The 15,025-nt window shown below is 72.6% G+C and carries 16 protein-coding genes and 3 pseudogenes; 12 read left to right on the top strand and 7 right to left on the bottom strand.

The genetic code is table 11. The features are described from left to right. Positions 1-14: 14 nt before the first annotated feature. Positions 15-813, bottom strand: a pseudogene (locus AB0C76_RS26560) (IS5 family transposase). A gap of 212 nt (positions 814-1,025) precedes the next feature. Further along, the gene (locus AB0C76_RS26555; RefSeq protein WP_359970345.1) at positions 1,026-1,886 is read right to left on the bottom strand and encodes a pirin family protein; all 861 of its coding nucleotides are present in this window, start codon (positions 1,884-1,886) and stop codon (positions 1,026-1,028) included. A gap of 208 nt (positions 1,887-2,094) precedes the next feature. Here AB0C76_RS26555 and AB0C76_RS26550 point away from each other — a divergent pair, with 208 nt between their 5' ends. From AB0C76_RS26550 to AB0C76_RS26540, 3 genes and pseudogenes are all read left to right on the top strand, one after another. Next, positions 2,095-2,595: a carboxymuconolactone decarboxylase family protein gene (locus AB0C76_RS26550; protein ID WP_359970298.1), complete on the top strand. Its 501-nt coding sequence runs from the start codon at positions 2,095-2,097 to the stop codon at positions 2,593-2,595. 38 nt (positions 2,596-2,633) lie between these two features. Continuing rightward, positions 2,634-2,861: pseudogene (locus AB0C76_RS26545) on the top strand (hypothetical protein); the annotation flags it as partial. Between the two features lie 131 nt (positions 2,862-2,992). Beyond that, positions 2,993-3,475 carry a CYTH domain-containing protein gene (locus AB0C76_RS26540; RefSeq protein ID WP_359970296.1) on the top strand — a complete coding sequence of 161 codons (483 nt, stop codon included), beginning with the start codon at positions 2,993-2,995 and terminating at the stop codon, positions 3,473-3,475. Between the two features lie 114 nt (positions 3,476-3,589). Here AB0C76_RS26540 and AB0C76_RS26535 read toward each other — a convergent pair whose 3' ends face one another. Beyond that, positions 3,590-4,018: a nitroreductase family deazaflavin-dependent oxidoreductase gene (locus tag AB0C76_RS26535; RefSeq protein WP_359970293.1), complete on the bottom strand. Its 429-nt coding sequence runs from the start codon at positions 4,016-4,018 to the stop codon at positions 3,590-3,592. Positions 4,019-4,161: 143 nt separating this feature from the next. Between AB0C76_RS26535 and AB0C76_RS26530 the strand changes: the two genes are divergently transcribed. The 3 genes and pseudogenes from AB0C76_RS26530 to AB0C76_RS26520 all read left to right on the top strand — a co-directional run bounded on the left by AB0C76_RS26530 (position 4,162) and on the right by AB0C76_RS26520 (position 6,396). Further along, positions 4,162-5,958, top strand: coding sequence for an acyl-CoA dehydrogenase (locus AB0C76_RS26530; protein WP_359970290.1), 1,797 nt, complete (start codon positions 4,162-4,164; stop codon positions 5,956-5,958). Positions 5,959-5,995: 37 nt separating this feature from the next. Continuing rightward, a pseudogene (locus AB0C76_RS26525) lies at positions 5,996-6,166 on the top strand (glycosyltransferase); the annotation flags it as partial. 74 nt (positions 6,167-6,240) lie between these two features. Continuing rightward, positions 6,241-6,396, top strand: a complete 156-nt coding sequence (locus AB0C76_RS26520; protein ID WP_359970348.1) for a hypothetical protein — start codon at positions 6,241-6,243, stop codon at positions 6,394-6,396. Positions 6,397-6,685: 289 nt separating this feature from the next. Here the strand turns inward: AB0C76_RS26520 and AB0C76_RS26515 are convergent, their stop codons facing one another. After that, positions 6,686-8,212, bottom strand: a complete 1,527-nt coding sequence (locus tag AB0C76_RS26515) for an FMN-binding glutamate synthase family protein (protein ID WP_359970287.1) — start codon at positions 8,210-8,212, stop codon at positions 6,686-6,688. Positions 8,213-8,483: 271 nt separating this feature from the next. Between AB0C76_RS26515 and AB0C76_RS26510 the strand changes: the two genes are divergently transcribed. Together AB0C76_RS26510 and AB0C76_RS26505 are read left to right on the top strand one after the other, a co-directional pair. Beyond that, positions 8,484-8,651, top strand: a complete 168-nt coding sequence (locus AB0C76_RS26510) for a hypothetical protein (protein ID WP_359970285.1) — start codon at positions 8,484-8,486, stop codon at positions 8,649-8,651. Between the two features lie 243 nt (positions 8,652-8,894). Further along, entirely contained in the window at positions 8,895-9,401 is a 507-nt protein-coding gene (locus AB0C76_RS26505; RefSeq protein WP_359970282.1) for a hypothetical protein, read from the top strand. Positions 9,402-9,466: 65 nt separating this feature from the next. Here the strand turns inward: AB0C76_RS26505 and AB0C76_RS26500 are convergent, their stop codons facing one another. Both AB0C76_RS26500 and AB0C76_RS26495 read right to left on the bottom strand, forming a co-directional pair. Further along, positions 9,467-9,673 carry a ferredoxin gene (locus AB0C76_RS26500; protein ID WP_359970280.1) on the bottom strand — a complete coding sequence of 69 codons (207 nt, stop codon included), beginning with the start codon at positions 9,671-9,673 and terminating at the stop codon, positions 9,467-9,469. 8 nt (positions 9,674-9,681) lie between these two features. Then, on the bottom strand, positions 9,682-10,791 hold the full coding sequence (locus AB0C76_RS26495; RefSeq protein WP_359970342.1) for a cytochrome P450: 1,110 nt from the start codon (positions 10,789-10,791) through the stop codon (positions 9,682-9,684). 846 nt (positions 10,792-11,637) lie between these two features. On the opposite strand from AB0C76_RS26495, the gene AB0C76_RS26490 reads away from it, so the two are divergent. Continuing rightward, the gene (locus tag AB0C76_RS26490; RefSeq protein WP_359970339.1) at positions 11,638-11,985 is read left to right on the top strand and encodes a metalloregulator ArsR/SmtB family transcription factor; all 348 of its coding nucleotides are present in this window, start codon (positions 11,638-11,640) and stop codon (positions 11,983-11,985) included. Positions 11,986-11,999: 14 nt separating this feature from the next. On the opposite strand, the gene AB0C76_RS26485 is transcribed toward AB0C76_RS26490, so the two are convergent. After that, positions 12,000-12,374, bottom strand: coding sequence for a hypothetical protein (locus AB0C76_RS26485; RefSeq protein WP_359970277.1), 375 nt, complete (start codon positions 12,372-12,374; stop codon positions 12,000-12,002). Positions 12,375-12,604: 230 nt separating this feature from the next. Here AB0C76_RS26485 and AB0C76_RS26480 point away from each other — a divergent pair, with 230 nt between their 5' ends. From AB0C76_RS26480 to AB0C76_RS26470, 3 genes are read left to right on the top strand one after another with little or no spacing between them, the layout of a single operon-like run. Continuing rightward, on the top strand, positions 12,605-12,835 hold the full coding sequence (locus tag AB0C76_RS26480) for a hypothetical protein (RefSeq protein ID WP_359970274.1): 231 nt from the start codon (positions 12,605-12,607) through the stop codon (positions 12,833-12,835). After that, complete coding sequence (locus AB0C76_RS26475) at positions 12,801-14,540, top strand: SulP family inorganic anion transporter (RefSeq protein WP_359970271.1); 1,740 nt, start codon at positions 12,801-12,803, stop codon at positions 14,538-14,540. Before AB0C76_RS26480 ends, AB0C76_RS26475 begins: the two co-directional genes overlap by 35 nt. Continuing rightward, complete coding sequence (locus AB0C76_RS26470) at positions 14,537-15,022, top strand: ATP-binding protein (protein ID WP_359970268.1); 486 nt, start codon at positions 14,537-14,539, stop codon at positions 15,020-15,022. The genes AB0C76_RS26475 and AB0C76_RS26470 overlap by 4 nt, the downstream gene beginning before the upstream one ends. Positions 15,023-15,025 lie beyond the last annotated feature (3 nt).

Below are 15,025 nucleotides of genomic sequence, written 5' to 3'. Positions count from 1 at the left end.
TATTAGAAGACATCTCATTTGGGGATCCTTCGGATGCAAATGAGGGCTGCGGCGATGCTGGCAAGGCGGCGAAGTGGTCGGCCTTGCGCTCGTGGCGGCGGTGGAGCCGGCGGAAGCCGCCAAGCCATGCGACGGTGCGCTCGATCACCCATCGGTGCCGGCCGAGCCGCTGGGAGGAGTCGAGGCCTCGGCGGGCGATGCGGGCCGGGATCTGACGCCGTCGCAGGTAGGAGCGGATGAATCGGTGGTCGTACGCTTTGTCGCCGTGCAGTTTGTCGGGCCCGCGTCGCCTGGGGCCGCACCGGGAGCGGATGGGCGGGATGGCTTCGGTGAGCGGGATCGGGGCCTGGCTGTCGTGGACGTTGGCCCCGGAGATCGCGAGCGACAGGGGTGGTGAACCGGTGCGTTCGGCGAGCGGGTGGATCTTCGACCCGTACTTGCCCCGATCGACAGGAATCGGACCTGTCAGTTCCCCCTTTCCAGGGCCCTCATGTTCACCGAGTCGACCGCGCAGCGTGACCAGTCCAGCTCGCCCCGCGCGCCGAGTTCGTCCAGGACGACTCGGTGGAGCTTGGCCCAGACCCTGGCCTTGCTCCACTCGGTGAAGCGCCGGTGGGCCGTCGGCCCGGACGGGCCGAAGCAGGGCGGCAACTGGGCCCAGGTGCACCCCGAGGTCGCGACGAACACGATCGCCGCCAACACCTCGCGGTCCCCGTGGCGCCGCCGACCACCGCCCTGCGGGCGCACCGGAGCTTCCGGCACTACCAACTGGAACAGCTCCCACAACTCGTCCGGCACCAGACGCTCAACGATCAGCACGCCCGGAGTCTACTCAACCGTCCAAATGAGATGACTTCTGAGTCAGCATTGGTCCTGTCAGGCCCTGTCGCGGATGATCGAACGGTGTCACGCGTCGAGCGCGGAAGCGAGTGCTGGCAGGCCTGCTTCGGGGTGAGCGCAGGGGGACTCCGGCTCGGTGGTGCGGCGGACCCGGCCGCCGCACCACCGATTGGCAAACGCCCAGTTCAGCGCACGTTTCCCCGGGGCTTGAGGGGGACTCCCGGGAGCTCCGGGGCGGGGAGGCGGTCGCCCGGGTAGCCCTGGACGGCCCCGAAGCGGTCGGGGTTCGCGGAGCTCATCCACTCCTCGCGGGCTCGGGCGATGTCCTCGTGGGACCGCCCGATGAAGTTCCACCACATGACGATCTCCTCCTCGAACGGCGTGCCGCCGATCAGGACCGTCCGGGCCGGCTCGTCGCCGGTGTTGGCGAGGGTGACGGTTGTGGTTCCGGGCGCCAGGTAGCCGAGTTCGGCCGGGCGCACCGGGGTGTCCGCGAGCGTGACGTCGCCGCGGTCGACGAGCAGGGCGTGCTCGAAGGCGGGGTCGACGGTGAGGGTGAGGGCCGCGTGCGGGTGGATCGTGAGCTCGGCGCCGAGTAGCGGGGTGAAGGTGGGGACGGGGGAGGTGTCGCCGGCGAGGGTGCCGAGGAACACCCGGACCTCGCCGCCGTCCAGGGCGACGGGCCGCGGTGCGTGGTGGTGGAAGTCCCGTGCGGTGTGGCGGTGTTGCTCCGGGAGTGCCACCCACAGCTGGACGCCGTGCAGGACGGTGGTCGCGGGGGTCGAGACCTCGGAGTGGCTGATGCCGTGCCCGCCGGTCATCAGGTTGAGCTCGCCGGGGCGGACGTAGGCGTGGACGCCGAGGCTGTCCCGGTGCTCGATCTCGCCGCTGAAGAGCCAGCTGACCGTCTGGAGTCCGGTGTGGGGGTGCGGGGCGACGTCCATCCCGCCGGTGTCGGAGACGTCGTCGGGGCCATAGTGGTCGACGAAGCACCAGGCGCCGATGAGCGTGCGGGCGCGCTGGGGCAGCGTCCGGCGCACCGTCATCGCCCGCGGCCCGCCCAGCGGCACGTCCCGCGCGGGAAGGATCTCCACCCGGGGGCGGGTCTCCCGGGTTCCGGCGTGCGGCTCGGCAGGATTGGTGCCGGTGGTGGTCACGGTGTGCTCGCTTCCTAAGAAGTTCTACTTTCAACTATCTTCGACTATCATGCCATGGCGCAGTACCGCCCGACAGTGAAACGTCCAGGGAGTTCCCGTGACCGATGTGACAACGACCGTGACCGCCGCCCCCGCCCGCCGCCGGGTGTTCGTCGACAAGGAGAGCCCCGCGGCCTTCCGCGCCATGCGTGCCACGGCCGACGCGGCGGGCGAGGCCGCCGCGGGTGCCGGGCTGGACCGGCGGCTGGTGGAACTGGTCAACCTGCGCGTGTCCCAGATCAACGGCTGCGCCTACTGCCTCAACGTGCACACCGCCGCGGCCCTGCAGGCAGGCGAGACCACGCAGCGCCTGGGCACCCTCCCGGCCTGGCGCGACACCCAGCTGTTCACCCCGCGGGAGCGCGCCGCGCTCGCCCTCGCGGAGGCGACCACCGTCCCGGCGGACGCGGCGCTCCAGGAGGAGGCCTATGCCGCCGCGCGCGAGGCGCTGACGGACGAGCAGATCTCCGCGGTGATCTGGGTGGCCATCGCCATCAACGCCTTCAACCGGGTGTCGATCCTGAGCAAGCACCCGGTGCGCCCGGTCGCGGTGCGCTGACGGTACGGCGGGGGCCCGTGCCTGCCGATCCTTCCCCTGCGGGCCTCGACGTCCTCGTCCACGGCGAACCCGAGTGCAACGACATGGTCCAGTGCTTCGCCGAGCAGCTCACCGGCTACCTCGCCACCCGGCACGGCTGGGTGCAGTCCTACGGCACCCGCGACGTCCGCCCGCCGGTCCTCGCTGGGAACATCTCCCGTCCGCCCCCGATGGCCGTCGACCGGTTCTGCTACGCCCAGGGCCTGACGGACCGCCCGGTCGAGGGAAGGCCGGGGGTGCGGGACATTCACTCCCGGGTCGCGCCCGGGTGTCGGTTAAGTTGCCTGTGTGCCGGGTGCCCGGCCCGGTGACGCGACGCGCCCGGGAGCCCCTGTACACGACGAGGAAGGGAAACCGGATGCCGAGCGAGATCGAGCGCAAGTTCCTGGTCGACCGCGTCCCCGGGACGGGCGGGGCCGTCTCGACGGCCATCAGCCAGGGCTACCTCACCCGCGGCGGCGACTCCGAGGTACGGATCCGCCGGACGCCCGAGGGCTCCACGCTGACGGTCAAGCACGGCGGCGGCCTGGAGCGCGCCGAGTACGAGACCGCCCTGAGCGAGGAGCAGTGCGCGGCCCTGTGGCCCGCCACCGAGGGCGCCCGGCTGACCAAGGTCCGCACCGAGGTCCCGCTGGAGGACGGCCGCACCGCGTACCTCGACACCTACGAGGGCGCCCTCGCCGGCCTCCGCACCGTCGAGGTGGAGTTCGGCAGCACCGCCGAGGCGGCCGCCTTCGAACCCCCGGACTGGTTCGGCACGGACGTCACCGGGCGCAGCGAGTTCAAGAACCGCAGCCTGTGCCTGCGCAGCACCCCGCCGACCGAGGAGCCCACCGCCTGACGGACCGCTCCGGCACGCGCCTTCCCACCGCAACACCGGAGCCGATCCGGTGGGAGTGCGCGTGCCGGGGCGGTGCGACCGCGCGGCCCCGGCGGAGGCCCGCGGCGCCCTGGATCAGGCGCGGGTCAGTTCGAGCACCGGGATGACGCGGATGCCGGCGGTCTGGCGGGCGTACTCGGCGAAGCCCGGGTAGCGCTGCGCCTGCTCGGCGTACACGCGGTCGCGTTCGTCACCGGTCAGCTCGCGCACGGACACCCGGTACGTCTCCGTCCCGCGTTCGACGGTGCCCTCGCCGGCGGCGGTCAGGTTGCGGTACCAGTCCGGATCGGTGGGTGCTCCGCCCTTGCTGGCGAACACGTAGACGACGTCCGGGTCGTCGTCGTGCGGCAGGCACATCATCGGGGCGACGTACTCCTTGCCGCTCGTGCGTCCGCGGTGGTGGACCAGGACGAGCGGAGCCCCCTCGAAGGGGCCGCCGACCTTGCCGCCGTTCGCTCGGAACTCCGCGATGGTCCTCGCGTTGAAGTCGAGCGCTTCACTCATGCCGAACTCCTGACTCTGGTGGTGCGGGGTGTGATCGAGCCCTTCCCCCAGCCTGCCCCCTTCGGACCGGACACGGGCCCCGACACCGGGTTCGGGCTCGGGTAGCCTCGGGCGGAGCTCGTCGAGTTGAAAGGCACGATGTCATGACCTCTCTGCTCCTCTCCCGCCGCGACCTCGACTTCCTGCTGTACGAATGGCTGGACGTCCCGTCGCTCACCGGGCGGCCGCGCTACGCCGACCACTCGCGCGAGACCTTCGACGCGGCCCTGGACCTCGGCGAGCAGGTCGCCACCCGGCACTTCGCGCCGCACAACAAGAAGAACGACGCCGAGGAGCCGCGCTTCGACGGCGAGCGGGTCCACCTGATCCCGGAGGTCAAGGCGGCGCTGGCGGTCTTCGCCGGCACGGGCCTGCTCGGCAGCGCCATGGACTACGAGGTCGGCGGCGCGCAGCTGCCCTCCGTCGTGGCCAGCGCGTGCTTCGCGTGGTTCCAGGCCGCCAACCCGGGGACGTCCGGCTACCCGTTCCTCACGGCGGGCAACGCCAACCTGCTGTTGGCGCACGGCAGCCGCGAACAGGTCGACACCTACGTCCGGCCCATGCTGGAGGGACGGTTCTTCGGCACCATGTGCCTGTCGGAGCCGCAGGCCGGTTCCTCGCTCGCCGACATCCGCACCCGGGCCGAGCCGCAGGGCGACGGCACGTACCGGCTGTTCGGGAACAAGATGTGGATCTCGGGCGGTGACCACGAGCTCGGCGAGAACATCGTCCACCTGGTGCTGGCCAGGATCCCCGGTGGGCCGCCCGGCGTGAAGGGCCTGTCGCTGTTCGTCGTGCCCAAGGTGCTCGTCGACGCCGACGGCTCGCTCGGCGAGCGCAACGACGTCGTGCTCGCCGGGCTCAACCACAAGATGGGCTTCCGGGGGACCACCAACACCCTGCTCAACTTCGGCGAGGGCGTCCACCGGCCGGGCGGCGAGCCCGGTGCCGTCGGGCACCTCGTCGGCGAGCCGCACCGCGGGCTGGCCTACATGTTCCACATGATGAACGAGGCCCGGATCGGTGTCGGGCTCGGCGCCACCGCGCTCGGCTACACCGGCTACCTGCACGCCCTGGACTACGCCCGCACCCGCCCCCAGGGCCGTCCGCTCACCGGCAGGGACCCGGACGCGCCCCAGGTGCCGATCATCGCCCACGCCGACGTGCGCCGCATGCTGCTCGCCCAGAAGTCCTACGCGGAAGGCGCGTTGGCGCTCGTCCTGTACTGCGGCCGCCTCCTCGACGAGGAGCGCACCGGCGCGTCCCCCGAGGACCGGGCCCGCGCCAAGCTCCTGCTGGACGTCCTCACGCCCATCGCCAAGAGCTGGCCCTCCCAGTGGTGCCTGGAGGCCAACAGCCTCGCCATCCAGGTGCACGGCGGCTACGGCTACACCCGCGAGTACGACGTCGAGCAGTTCTACCGTGACAACCGGCTCAACCCCATCCACGAGGGCACCCACGGCATCCACGGCCTGGACCTGCTCGGCCGCAAGGTCGTCATGGAGGGGGGAGCCGGGCTGCGCCTGCTCGTCGAGACGGTTTCCGCAACGATCGCCCGCGCCAAGGGTGTTGGTGGCGACGCTGCCGAGTACGCGGCACGTCTCGACGAGGCCGTCCAGCGCGTCGTCTCGGTGACGGAGCGGCTGTGGGGGACGGGCGACCCGGAGACGGCCCTGGCCAACGCGAGCATCTACCTGGAAGCCGTGGGCCACACCGTCGTCGCCTGGCTGTGGCTGGAGCAGCTCCTCGCCGCCGAGGGCGGCAGCGGACCCTTCTACGAAGGGAAGCGCCACGCCTGCCGGTTCTTCTTCCGCTACGAACTGCCCAGGACCGAGGCGCAGTTCCGGCTGCTGAAGAGCCTGGACCGTACGACGGTCGAGATGCCCGACGACGCGTTCTGAGCGTGTCGGCGACCCTTCCGGCGAGGAGGATCAACCCATGCGCATTCTGATCGTCACTGCCGGTTCCCGGCGGGACGTCGCGCCGTACACGGGCCTGGGGCGCCGCCTGCTGGAGGCCGGCCATCAGGTGGCCGTGGCCGCCCACCCCTCCTTCGCCGCGCTCGTCGGCGGGTGCGGTCTCGGCTTCCGGCCCGTGCCGGGAGACCCGCACGGGCTGATCCGGGACCGCGCCCGGGCGGCGTCGCGAGCGGAGGCCGAGAACTGGGAGCCGCCCCACGGCCCGTGCCGTTCCAGGACCTCACCGCCGAGGCCCTCGGCGACGCCGTCACGGCCTGCCTGACGGAGCCGGCCCACGGCCGCCGCGCGGCCGAGCTCTCCCGTGGGATCGCCGCGGAGGACGGCGCCGCCTCGCTCCTCGCCCGCATCGGTCGAGGGTAGCGGCCCGGGGACTCGTTCCAGCTCAACTCTCGCTGGTGGCCGTGGCATCGGCCCCGGGTGTGCACCGCGTCGCCACGCGGGCCGTCGGTGTTCAGGGCCTTGGCGTCGACGTTCCGCCCGTTGTCCTCGAAGGACCGGAGGGCGTAGCAGCCCCAGACCTCGGCGCCGCCCAGGAGAAGAGCTGGAGGTGGGGCGCCGGATAGGAGGGGTCCCCGGGTGGCGAACGCCACGAGCCCCGCAGCCGGGGCCGACCCGGTTGCGGGGCTCGTGGCGTGTCGCCGCCGGAGCGTCAGAGGGCAGGCTTGGCGGTGAGCAGCTCGGTGATCTCCTTGGCGAGGTGCGGGCCGAGCTCGCCCCAGCCCTCCTTGTAGCCGTAGACCCCGGCCAGCGAACGGGCCTCGTAGTCGCCGTTCATGATCTCGATGTCGTCGGCCGTGATGAGGGCTGGGTGCGCGACGCCGAGGGCGCCCGAGACCTTGAGCAGCTCCCGGCGCAGCGTGCGCAGGTAGACGGCGGCGCGGGTGGACTTCGAGGCCGGGTCCAGGCCGCGGGCCAGCCACTGGTTCTGGGTGGCGATGCCGGTGGGGCACTTGTCGGTGTGGCACTTCTGCGCCTGGATGCAGCCGATCGACAGCATGGCCTCGCGGGCCACGTTGATCATGTCGGCGCCCAGGGCGAAGGCGACCGCGGCGTTCTCGGGCAGGCCGAGCTTGCCGGAGCCGATGAACGTCAGCTCGTCGGTGAGCCCGTGCTCGGCGAAGGTCCCGTACACGCGTGAGAAGCCCATCCGGAACGGGAGCGCCACCGAGTCGGCGAAGATCCGCGGCGCCGCGCCGGTGCCGCCCTCGCCGCCGTCGACGGTCACGAAGTCGACGCCGCGGTCTCCGCGGGCCATCAGCGTGGCCAGCTCCTGCCAGAACGCCATCTCGCCGACGGCGCTCTTGATCCCGACCGGCAGGCCGGTCTCGGCGGCCAGCAGCTCGACGAAGTCGAGCATCGAGTCGACGTCGCCGAACGCGGTGTGCCGCGACGGGGAGGCGCAGTCCTTGCCGACCGGGATGCCGCGGATCGCGGCGATCTCCTCGGTCACCTTCGAGCCCGGCAGCATGCCGCCCAGGCCCGGCTTGGCGCCCTGCGAGAGCTTGATCTCGATCGCCTTGACCGGGGCGCTCGCGACGACGTCCTTGAGCTTGTCGAGGTTGAAGGTGCCGTCCTCGTTGCGGCAGCCGAAGTACGACGTGCCGATCTGGAGCATGAGGTCGCCGCCGTTGCGGTGGTACGGCGACAGGCCGCCCTCGCCCGTGTTGTGCATCGCGCCCGCGAGCGCCGCGCCCTTGTTCAGCGCGGTGATGGCCGCGCCGGAGAGCGACCCGAAGCTCATCGCGGAGATGTTCACGACGCTCGCCGGTCGGAACGCCTTAGCCCGTCCGCGCGGCCCGCCCAGCACCTTGGCCGAGGGCAGCGGGGCCTGCGGGTCGTGGGCGTCGGGCAGCGCGCCGGCGAACGTGCGCTGCTTCAGGTAGGCGTGCCCCTGTACGTGCGCGACGTCGACCTCGGTGCCGAACCCGAAGTAGTTGTTCTCCTCCTTCGCTGACGCGTAGATCCACGTGCGCTGGTCACGGCTGAAGGGGCGCTCCTCCTCGTTGGAGGTCACGATGTACTGACGCAGCTCGGGCCCGATCGTCTCCAACAGGTACCGGGCGTGGCCGAGTACCGGGAAGTTCCGGAGCAGCGCGTGCTTCTTCTGCATGAGGTCGCGGGCGGCCAGAAGCGCCACCGCTGTCGCGGCGGCCGCGCCGATCTTCCGGGCGTGCATGGACGTTCCTCCTCGATGCGCGGCCCCAGCGCCGTCGGCGGAGCCGTGCTGCCGTGTTGTGCATGGCCTTGGACGACGGGCACGGCCGGTCAGGCCCGGCGTCCGCCGAAGGATCCGGGCTGATCCTAGGAGGTCCCGCCGAGGGCCCCGTGGGCAGGGTGCCGGGAGCGCCGGCTTGCCCGGAAAACCCGTACGCGGGCCCTGTGCCGGGGCGATCCGATCTTCACCGGACGCACACCTGTGCGGCGAGGTTCCCCGGAGAAGCAGGTCCATGCCCCACCCGTTCGCCATCGTCACCCTCCTCACCCTCGTCATCCGGCTGGGCCTCTGGCTGAACAGGCACCGCAAGGCCAACGCGGGCCGAGAAGCGCCCGCGGCGGGCCTGGTGCCGCGCTCCGAGCTGGACGAACCCGTTCAGCGAACTCGCGGCCACCGATGACACCTGGCTCTGGCAGTGGCGCAAGGAACAGCCGGACAGCCCCGAGGCCGCCCTGGTGCACACCGGCGCCCTGGTCAAACGGGCGTGGGAGATCCGCACCGGGAAGTACGCCTCCGAGGTGACCCGGGAACAGGCCATGGGCTTCCACCAGGTGCTGCAGGAGGCGGCGAGGCGTCGCACGAGGCGATCCGGCTGGCTCCGGCCGACGACCCGAACCCGTGGGCGGCGCAGCAGGCGATCGCGATGGGCCAGGGCTGGTCGCGCGAGCGCTACCGCGAGCTGTGGGCGGAGATCGTGGCCCGCGAGCCCCACCACTTCGGCGCGCACACCGCCGCGCTGCAGTACTGGTGCGCGAAGTGGCACGGCAGCGACGAGTTGATGCACGAGTTCGCCGACGGGGCGATCGCCGGCGCGCCGGCCGGCAGTCTGCTGACGGTGCTGAAGCTGCGGGCGTACTGGGAGCAGGTCGTGCGCGACAAGTCCGCGGCCGCGCTCCACCACTCCGCCGGGTTCACGGCCGCCCTGGACGCGGCCCTGGCCGACCTCGCGGCCGCCGACCCGGCCCACCCCGGCATCGTCCCGTCGCGCGGCTGGATCGCCCACGGCCTGATCGAGAACGGCCGCCCGGCGCAGGCCCTGGAGCTGTTCCGCGGGACGGGCCGGGAGATCGCCGGCCCGTGGATCTACTACGGCAACCCGGCCGCCGTCTTCGATGCCGCCCGCACCAAGGCCGCCCGCGCCGCGGCCTGACCGGGCTGCCGGGGCGGCCCCGCCGCGTTGCACGGCGGGGCCGCCCCCCTCCGCGTCGAGCGGGTTCAGCCCACGCGGACGGTGATGGCCTGGACGGGGCACCCCAGTGCGGCCTCCCGCACCAGCGAGCCGTCGGCCTGCGCCGCGCCGCCGGGGAGTAACTCGACCACACCGTCGTCGTCCTGGGTGAACACGTCGGGCGCGAGCCGTGTGCACGTGGCCGAGCCGATGCACCTGTCGGCGTCGATCTCGATGCTTCCGTCAACGTCCACGGGGCCTCCTACCAGGCGACGGGCAGCTCGGACATGCCGCCCTGGAGAACGTACGGGGGATTGGCCTTCACCTGCTCGACGGGCACCGCCAGCCGGAGCGTCGGAACCCGGCGCAGCAGGACGCTCAGCGCCGTCTCGGTCACCGCCCTCGCCAGGTTCTGGCCCACGCACTGATGGACTCCGTACCCGAAGGCGACGTGCCGCCCGGCCCGGCGGCCGACGTCCAGGGCATCGGGGTCGTCCCAGGCGCCGGGGTCGCGGTTCATCAGCATGAGCGAGATCAGGACGCCCTCGCCCGCCTCGATCGTGTGCCCGGCGATCTCGATGTCCGCCGTGGCCACGCGGGGCAGGACGTCGATCACCGACGTGAGGCGTGTGAGCTCGTCGACCGCGCCGGGGATCGACTCCGGTTCGCCGCGCAGCCGTTCGAGTTGCTCCGGGTGCGCCAGCAGGGCGAACACCGAGGCGGCGACGGTGCTGGAGGTGCTGTCGTCCCCGCTGGCCATGAGCACCATGCAGAGCGCGACGAGCTGGTCGCGATCCATGCCGCCCTCCGCCGCCGGTCCCGCGATCAGCTCGTCGATCAGCCCGGTGCCGGGGTGCTGCTCCTTGCGGGCGACCACGGCCCGCAGCCGATCGAGGATCTCGTCGAGGATCCGCTGCGCCGCCCCCTCCTCGTCCCCGGCGGCGGGGGAGAGCAGGCGCCGGCTGCGCGTCCCGATGTAGTGACCGTCCTCCTCGGAGACGCCCAGCAGCGCGAGGTTGGCCGCGCACGCGAGCGGCAGGGAGTAGGCGGGGACGAGGTCGGCCCGGTCCCCCCGGGCGAGCATCGCGTCGACGAGCGCCTCCGCGGTCCGCTCGATCTCCGGCCGCAGCGCGGCGATCCGTCGGATGCCGAAGGCGGGGATGACGGGCCGCCGCTGGAGCGCGTGCTCGGGATCGTCCACGCCGCTCAGCGGCGGCGTGAACCCGCCCGCCGACTGCTCGGCGAACTGCGGGGTCAGAGCGGGAAAAGCAGGGTGCCGGACGTCGACGGACAGCCGGGCATCGAGGAGCAGGGCCCGTCCCTCCGCGCTCCCGGAGGCCAGCCAGACCTCCCGGCCGTCGTAGAGGGTCACACGCGACAAGGGCCCGTCCGTGCGCAACCGGTCGTAGCCGTCGGGCATGCGGAACGGGCATTCCCGTGCCATCGGATAGGCGGGAGCCGTGACTTCGCTCGAACGGGTACCGGTCGGTGACACGGACTTCCTCGCCTTCCGCCCGGGAGGTCGGCCAAGGAGCCGGATCGGTCCGGTCGCCCCCTCGGCCCGTCCCGATCCGGGCACATGGTGCCGATGCGCATCAACGGGGCGATCATGCCAGATCCGCCACCGGAGTAGCGGTGTTGGACCATGGGCGACTCGATAGTGCAGAAAGCCTCTCAAATGACCATCGGGCATGGGGACTTGACCGTCGGCCGGGGATGCCCACGCGAGAGGCCGCCCCGGCGTCGGTTCCGGGGCGGCCTGGCGGCGCCGGCCCGCTTCCGGAGGGCTGGCGCATGACGACCTTAGCAGTTGCTAATATCGTCAACTGCATGCGAGGTCAGGGCGCGGAAGCGCGTATCTCACCGCGGTGTCGCACGGCCGTGCCGTCCGCTCCGTGTCCGGCGCGGGCAATGGTTGGTGTCTCCCGGCCTGCGCCGGGCGGGCGTGGCCGGTGTGGTGCTGCGGGCGTTCCCGGCGTCCGGTCCGTCCCGATGGTCGCGAGGGCGCATGCAGGCCCGCCGCCGCTCCTGGAGTTGTGCCTGGGGGCGGCGGCGGGTGCGCGGCCGGGTCACCTGCCCCGCGCGGGGCTGACCTGCGCGTCCGTCCCGTCGGTTGCTAAGGTCAACTCCTTGACGAAGATCGATGGAGATCGACGACGATCGGCCGGACGGAGACGGTGACGACGTGAACGCCGAAACGCCCACCCCGCCTCCCGTGGTGGGCGCCCCGCTGTACCAGCTGAAGGCGGAGTTCTTCAAGACCCTCGGCCACCCCGTGCGCATCCGCGTCCTGGAGCTGCTGAGCGAGCGCGAGCACGCCGTCGCCGAGATGTTGCCCGAGGTCGGCGTCGAAGCCTCCCACCTGTCCCAGCAGCTCGCCGTGCTGCGCCGTTCCAACCTGGTGGTCGCCCGTCGCGAGGGTTCGACCGTCTACTACCGCCTCACCAACCCCCAGGTCGCCGAGCTCCTGCGGGTCGCCCGCGCCATCCTCGGCGGCGTCATCAGCGGCCAGGCCGAGCTCCTGAACGGCCTGCTCGCCCAGCCGGAGGGCCCCGCCCGGGATTAGGGCCCGCCCTCGGCTCAGACCACCAGCTCCTCGTCGATGCGCCGCACCTGATGCCGCGCCATCGCCAGGTTCGCCCGGGTCCGCTCCAGCACCAGGTAGAGGAACAGCCCCTTCCCGCCCGGAGACGTCAGCGGGCGCACGAGGTGGTACTGGCGGGTGAGCGTCGTCAGGCTGTCCTCCAGCTTCTCCCCGAGCAGCCCGAGTGCGTCAGCCGCCCGCTGCTGCGCCCGTACGACATCGGTGGCGCCGGCCGCGGCGACCTGGAGGTCCAGGCCGGAGGCCTCGCCCAGCGTGCCGAGCGCCATCCCGCTGGTGGCATCGACCAGGGCCACGCCCACCGCCCCGTCGATCGCCATCGCGTCCTTGAGTGCGCCCTCGATCCCTGCCATCCGAACAAGTCCTCCCGACCTTCTCGCGTCGCGGCCGGCCGTGTGCCGACCGCGCACCGAGCGTAGGCACCGGGCGCTTCGTGGTCGTCGTTTTGACCGTTACTGATCACAACAGATCACTACTGTCGGAATCCATCACATGCGAAACCAGCGACTTGAAAAATTCTTCATATCCATACATGCTGTCGTGACGTCGGACCGGCAACGACGGGGGAGGGGAGTGGACGGCTGTGACCGCAGCGTTCGACGAGGAACTGCGTGAACAACTGGCCCAGGCGCGCGTGGCGCTGCGGCAGGCCCGCGCCGACCGGGACGACGAGGGAGCCCAGGCCTACGCCGGCCGCGTCGCCACCCTGCTGTGGATCGCGTCCGCCCATGGGATCGACCTGCCACACACCGCCGCAGAAGAGCAAGGAGAGCTGAACGATGGCCGTACCCGCGGTCCTCGACGCCGTCCGTGATCGGACGGGATCCGTGCTGCCCACCCGGCAGGTCCTCGCGACCATGGGCCGCTCGCCCCGCAAGGACCTGATCGCCGGGCTCACGGTGGCCGTGGTCGCGCTGCCGCTCGCGCTCGGCTTCGGCATCTCCTCCGGCGCAGGCGCCGAGGCCGGACTGGCCACCGCCGTCGTCGCGGGCGCACTCGCCGCGGTCTTCGGTGGATCCAACCTCCAGGTCTCCGGTCCGACGGGCGCCATGACCGTCGTCCTGGTCCCGATCGTCGCGCGCTACGGCACCGGCGGCGTGCTCACCGTCGGGCTGCTCGCCGGGGCGGTCCTCATCGCGCTCGCCCTGCTGCGGGCCGGCCGCTGGATGGCGTACGTCCCCGTGCCCGTCGTCGAGGGCTTCACCCTCGGCATCGCCGGCGTCATCGCCCTCCAGCAGGTGCCCGGCGCGCTCGGCGTGAAGAAGCCCGGGGGTGACAACCCGGCCGTCGCCGCCGCGCGGGCGGCCCGCGAGTTCGCCGCCGCGCCGCACTGGGCGGCGATCGGCGTGGCCCTCGCGGTCGCGGCCGTGATGCTCGTCGGCGGCCGGCTGCGGCCCGCGCTGCCGTTCTCGCTGATCGCCGTCGTCGCCGCGACCGTCACCGCCGAGCTCGCCGGCCTCCCCGTCGCCACCATCGGGCACCTGCCCGCCGGCCTCCCGGCGCCCTCGCTCGACTTCCTCGACCTGTCGGCCGTCCCCTCCCTGGTGCCCTCCGCCCTGGCCGTCGCCGCGCTCGCCGCGCTGGAATCCCTGATGTCCGCCACCGCCGCCGACGCGATGAGCGTCTCCGAGCGCCACGACAGCGACCGCGAACTGTTCGGCCAGGGCCTCGCCAACCTCGCGGCCCCGCTGTTCGGCGGCGTCGCGGCCACCGGCGCGATCGCCCGCACCGCCGTGAACGTCCGCTCCGGTGCCGTCTCCAGGCTCGCGGCCCTCGTCCACGCCGCCGTCCTCGCGGTGATCGTCTTCGCCGCCGCGCCGCTCGTCGCCGGGATCCCGCTGGCCGCGCTCGCCGGGGTGCTGATCGCGACCGCAGTACGGATGGTCCAGGTCGGCTCGCTGAGCGCGCTCGCCCGCTCGGGGCGTGGCGAGGCCGCCGTCCTCGTCCTCACCGCCGCGGCCACGCTCGCCTTCGACCTGGTCACCGCCGTCGCGGTCGGCCTGCTGGTCTCCGGCGTCCTGGCGCTCGCCGCGGTGGCGAAGGCGGCCCGGGTCGAGCAGGTCCCGCTGCACGCAGACCTTCCACCGGCCGACCACCACGACGAGGAGCAGGCGCTGCTCGCCGAGCACATCGTCGCCTACCGCATCGACGGCCCGCTGCTGTTCGCGGCCGCGCACCGCTTCCTGCTGGAGCTGACCGAGGGCGCCGAGGCCGAGGTCGTGATCCTCCGCATGTCGCGGGTCAGTGCGATCGACGCTAGCGGCGCCACCGTCCTCGGGGACGCCATCGCCCGACTCCGGGGGCGCGGCACGCTCGTCCTCGTCTCCGGCGTCCGCGACGAGCACCACCGGCCCCTCGACGCGCTCGGCGTACTCGACCGGCTCCGCGTCGACGGGCACGTATTCGGGAGCACGCCGGAGGCCATCGCCTTCGCCCGTACCCACCTGCACGGCCAGGCAGGGTCCCGGCCGCCTCTCCGGAGCCTCCCGTTGACCGGACTCGCCGAGGGCGTGCGGTGATCCGCCGCTGGCGCGGTCGCCGGCACCGCGACCACTGCCCCGCCGGGCCCGCCGGGCCCGCCGACCACCGCCGCAGCTACCGGATGAGCCTGGCCAGCACCTGGTCGGCCGCCCGGGCGAGCCGTCGGATCACGGTGACCGTGCTCACGGGGTGGGGCGTGCCGCCCAGGACGGTCGTGCACGACGCCGCCGTCCTCGCCCTCACCGAGTTGGTCACCAACGCGGTCCGGCACGCCGGTCCGCGCTCGCCGTTCTTCGACCTGTTGCTGGCCGTGACCGGCAGCCACCTCGAAGCCGGCGCCCGCGACGGGCACCCGGGCCTGCCCGACGTCCCGCGTGCGGGTGACACGGGCGGCCTGGCCGACGTGGCCGACCTCGTCCGTCACCTCGGCGGCGACCTGAAGATCCAGCCCGCGCCGGGCGGCGGCAAGACCGTCTACGTCCGCCTGCCGCTCAGCCCGTCGACCGCGATCCCGCAGTAAGGC

Origin of the sequence: Kitasatospora sp. NPDC048722, assembly GCF_040650235.1 — a bacterium.
Classification (GTDB): Bacteria; Actinomycetota; Actinomycetes; order Streptomycetales; family Streptomycetaceae; genus Kitasatospora.
Note: the sequence above shows the minus strand (reverse complement) of the source record. Positions and strands in the feature narration are given on the sequence as shown.